The organism is Selenomonadales bacterium, from assembly GCA_017442105.1.
Classification (GTDB): Bacteria; Bacillota; Negativicutes; order RGIG982; family RGIG982; genus RGIG982.
In genome coordinates this window covers 1-4,481 of record JAFSAX010000187.1, presented here as the reverse complement: position 1 = coordinate 4,481, position 4,481 = coordinate 1, and the positions used below count along the sequence as shown (strand labels likewise).

At 43.3% G+C, this 4,481-nt stretch carries 5 protein-coding genes; 4 read left to right on the top strand and 1 reads right to left on the bottom strand.

The annotated features are described in order from the left end of the window. The coding region (locus IJN28_07430) for a macro domain-containing protein (protein MBQ6713598.1) at positions 1–870 on the bottom strand (870 nt) is incomplete at its 3' end. A 344-nt stretch (positions 871–1,214) separates the two neighbouring features. Here IJN28_07430 and IJN28_07425 point away from each other — a divergent pair. From IJN28_07425 to spoIVB, 4 genes are all read left to right on the top strand, one after another. Then, entirely contained in the window at positions 1,215–1,457 is a 243-nt protein-coding gene (locus tag IJN28_07425) for a helix-turn-helix transcriptional regulator (GenBank protein ID MBQ6713597.1), read from the top strand. A gap of 149 nt (positions 1,458–1,606) precedes the next feature. Then, on the top strand, positions 1,607–2,326 hold the full coding sequence (locus IJN28_07420) for a polysaccharide deacetylase family protein (protein ID MBQ6713596.1): 720 nt from the start codon (positions 1,607–1,609) through the stop codon (positions 2,324–2,326). Positions 2,327–2,422: 96 nt separating this feature from the next. Continuing rightward, on the top strand, positions 2,423–3,073 hold the full coding sequence (locus IJN28_07415; protein ID MBQ6713595.1) for an N-acetylmuramoyl-L-alanine amidase: 651 nt from the start codon (positions 2,423–2,425) through the stop codon (positions 3,071–3,073). Between the two features lie 111 nt (positions 3,074–3,184). Continuing rightward, complete coding sequence (gene spoIVB, locus IJN28_07410; protein ID MBQ6713594.1) at positions 3,185–4,420, top strand: SpoIVB peptidase; 1,236 nt, start codon at positions 3,185–3,187, stop codon at positions 4,418–4,420. Positions 4,421–4,481: the final 61 nt, after the last annotated feature.

Genomic DNA, 4,481 nt, shown 5'->3' with positions numbered 1-4,481 from the left:
GTATGTTAACGTATAGCCTGCTGTGCGAAGAAATTCATTCGTTTCGGGTAATGTTAGCTCGAGTGCGATGGCAAAAGCAAGTGCGGTTGCTTTGGTCGGCTGGTAGTTGGGATTCGTTTTGATCTTGGAGAAGAGTTTGCGGTCGATATTGGCTTTTTTGTAGACGACAGGTTCTTTTAGTCCGCGATCTTTGATATATGATAACAGTGTTGCCGAAAAACTCTTTTCTCGATGGGACAGACGCGAGGTCAGATCTTTATCATAAGAGGACAGCGGGCGATAGGCTGTTGCGGATTCGTTGATGCGCAGCGTATCGGTATGTGCAGACGGTTCGATATTATTCGATGGAGAAAACAGACAAGCTACGTAATCGGAGATATCTTGTCTGCTTTTTGTTTGCTCTAGAAGATGTGACTGTGTAGTGACAAGATAGATATGAATATCTTGGATATCCTTGACGTTAATCAGTGTATCGAAAAATACTTCTCGTGCGATCTCATAAGGGAATCCCTGTGTGCCATATCCCAAAAGAGGAATTGCAAGTGAGGTCAGTGCAAGGCGAGATGCGTGAAGAAATATCGTTTTGTAACAATGCCTAAGTACGCTTATCTCTTCGTACATACCACCTTGCCAAAGCGGTACTGCGACATGAATTACGTATTGGGCGGGGAGGTTAAAAGCGGGAGAAACTGCACTGTGTCCGAACGGAAGCGCGCCTATTTCTTTGCGGGCGGCAAGCAGTGAATCGCCTGCTGTATGATAGATGCTTCCGTTTAACGATTCTGTAATGATCGGATGAGGACTGCACGGTGATATGATCGCGTCGGCAGCCATACTTACAATATCGGCAGAAACGAATTTGAGCGGCACAAAGATCTCTCCTTTCGTACGAACGTTTTCTTTTATTGTAGCATTTATTAAATAGGAAAAAAAGAATTTTAATATATAGAAAAAACAATTAACAGGAACTCGATCGTTTTTTCATATGCTTGTTAAATATAATTGTTTAAATCGTTATTTCACAATAAATCGTATGTTTTGCAGTTAGTGTACTGTAATTGAGAACGTGTTTATATGAGATGACCTCTTTCGCAGAAAATCTTTGTGATAATTACTCAATTCTTATTTTTAACACAATTATATACCGAAAATATGTTAAAAACAAGAATAATTCAGATGTTTAACACAAAGATAGAAGCATGGGGTGGTCTGTCGTGAAGATATATGATTACCAAGGAAAGAAGAATATCAGTGGAGAGCGAATTCGTGAGGCGAGATTAAAACGCAGACTTACACAAGCTGATTTTGCAGCACAGTTGCAGGTTGCCGGTGTTACGATAGAACGTGACAGTATCAGCAGAATCGAGATCGGAACACGTTTTGTTGCGGATTTTGAATTGCTGGCAATTGCTAAGGTATTGAATGTATCGGTAGAATGGCTGTTGTCCGAAGAATAAAAAGACTGTCGATTATTCGATGGTCTTTTTTGTTTATGGTTTGTTAGCAGTCGTATTCTGTGCGCAGGAATATATTTTTGTATTTCGGCAATCTTCTTTGGCTTTTTGCATAAGGTTTATCAATCGGTAGCGAAAGGAGAAGAAGAGCGATGAAGGGGTTTGTTTTGCGCGTGAATAGAAGGCGTATTCTTTCGTCATTTTTATTTTGTCTGTGCGGAATCGTGTTGTGGAGCGCAATGTTACCAAATGGAAGTGAGTCGATAGAATCTTCGGTGGTAGGTGAGGCGATTCGCCATGGTGATGAGTCAAAGCCCAATATTGCGTTCGCGTGTAATGTGTTTTGGGGTGAAGAATATCTGCCGTCGATGCTGTCAACATTCGAAAAAGAGGGGATCAATATTACTTTTTTCATTGGTGGAACATGGGCAAAGGATAATCCCGATTTATTGAAAATGATTGCTGCGGGAAACCATGAATTAGGCAATCATACGTACAATCATCCGCATCCGACACAGATCACATCAGAAAAAAATCGCGAGCAGATACAAAAAGCAGAAGATATCATTCGTGAGATAACAGGGATACAGACAAAACTATATGCGCCGCCTTATGGTGAATGTGACAAGCGTGTCATTCATATTGCGGAGGAGCTGGGATATGACACGATACTCTGGAGTATCGACACGATCGACTGGCAAAAACCGTCTCCTGCAACGATCAAACAACGTGTTCATAAAAAAATAAAAAACGGAGCGATCATATTGATGCATCCGACTAAGTCTACAGCAGAGGCACTCCCATCACTTATACAGGAACTGAAAACGAAAGGATATACGATTACTACGGTAGGAAAAATAATCGGCGAATAAACACATCCAAAAATTACATATCTATAAGTATTGAAAATAGTAATTAAATATGATAAGATAGGCCTGCCATTTTCTAAAAGGAGGGAGGCGTATCGTATGAACAAAAAATATAGCAGGTGGGTCGTATTTCTGTTTTGTTTTTTATTGTCGTTTGGTATAAGCGAGTCGTTGGTATTGGGTGCGCCGCTTTCCGGCAAAACGATCATCGTAGATGCGGGTCATGGTGGTTATAATCCCGGTGCAGTTGCCAATGGGAGTACTGAGAAAGATAACAATCTTGCTGTCGCACTACTCTTAGAAAAGCAGTTAAAAGAGGCGGGAGCAAATGTTATTATGACGAGAAGCACAGACCGTGCTGTAGCGGCCAAGGTAACATCTCTGCGGTCGGAACTACAGGCGCGCGTTGATATTGCCGAACGAAATGACGGAGATATTTTTGTCAGCATTCACTCTAATTCGAACAATGACCCGAGTTTTCATGGTGCTATGACTTTTTATGGGAATGAACGCTCGGAAGAATTGGCAGAAACGATACAAAAAAATCTTGTGTATCGAACCAAAGCAGAAGATAAGGGGGTGCAAAGGGCAGGATTCTATGTGATACGCAATACGTCAATGCCGAGCGTACTTGTCGAGATGGGATTCGTATCGAATCCTAAGGAAGCCAAGCGATTATCCGACCCATCGTATCGACAACGGATAGCGAATGGAATATATGAAGGTATTGAAGAATATTTTAGGGATTAACAGGGACAGGCTGTCATTGGGCAGCCTGTTTTATATTTTTATTAAGTATAAAAAGAACTGTTGGCGGACATTGATAAGGTATCTGCATAATGTACAAAAGGAGGAATGAGAGTGAGAAAGAAGCGTCCTGTTATTGGCATTATCGTTGCTTTTTTTATCATTGCTTTTTCGATTTCTCCGCAGATGCGTTCACTTTATGCGATGCCTGAACGAGTGTTGATGTTTGAAGAAGGGGGTACAGTGGCGGAACTTCCGTATCCGTTGACGATCACAATGTCGGAAGAGTGTCAAGAAGTTGCTCGGGTATCGGGAGAGGGTAGGTCAGGATCTTCGCCGCATCTTGTTGTGCGGCTTTTTGATTTTATTCCTGTTAAGCAGATCGCCGTAGAGCAAAGACCTGCGCTCAAGGTTTTGGCGGGCGGTCATTCGATCGGCGTTACGATGCAGATGAGCGGTGTGCTGGTGGTTGGCTTTTCAACGGTTACGAATGCGAGTGGAGAGGAAAAAGAACCTGCACGTGATGTCGGTGTGCGTATCGGAGATCGAATCGTGACGATCAATAATACGCCGATTGATGATGATAAAAAGGTTGCCGAGCTGGTACAGCAATGCGGAAAAATCGGACAAGATGTCAGCATTGGTATTGTGCGTGACGGAGCGGAAGATACGCTCATCTGTCAGCCTGTATTTTGTGCAGAAACACAGTCATATCGGATAGGGTTGTTCGTGCGAGATACGGCACTCGGCATCGGGACGCTGACTTTTTGTGAACCGACAACAGGCAGTTACGGTGCGCTCGGTCATGTGATAACCGACAGTGATACGAATGAAGAAGTTGTATGTGCGTCGGGTACGATCATGCCTGCAACAGTTTCTATCGTTCATCATGGTATGATAGGTCATCCGGGAGAGAAGATCGGTACTACGTGGGAAGGCGCAGAAACGTGGGGAACAATAACGAAGAATACGCGATGCGGTATCTACGGTACGATGTCGGTAAAGGTGAAAAATCCGTTTTATCCCGAAGTACTTCCGATCGCTTCGCACAGTCAAGTGCGAGAGGGGCGGGCGCAGATACTAACGGTCGTAGATGGTGAGAAAATAGAATCATTCGAAATAGAGATTGAAAAACTGCGTCACCAGGGAAGTCATGCAGAAAAAGGAATGGTACTGCACGTTACAGACGACTCTCTTCTTACTCGGACAGGCGGTATCGTGCAAGGAATGAGCGGCAGTCCAATCATACAAGATGGCAAACTGGTCGGCGCGGTGACACACGTGTTGGTGAACGATCCGACGCGCGGATATGGGATATTCATCGAAAATATGATAGAGGAGATCGAGTGAATGATGGTGAACGTTTAGGTTTAACATTTCAGCTTGCTTTTGGCAGAATAGATGTTAAGAT

Coding starts and splice junctions, on each gene's coding strand:
- IJN28_07420 (MBQ6713596.1), top strand. CDS start 1,607: ATGAAGGGGTTTGTTTTGCGCGTGAATAGAAGGCGTATTCTTTCGTCA.
- IJN28_07415 (MBQ6713595.1), top strand. CDS start 2,423: ATGAACAAAAAATATAGCAGGTGGGTCGTATTTCTGTTTTGTTTTTTA.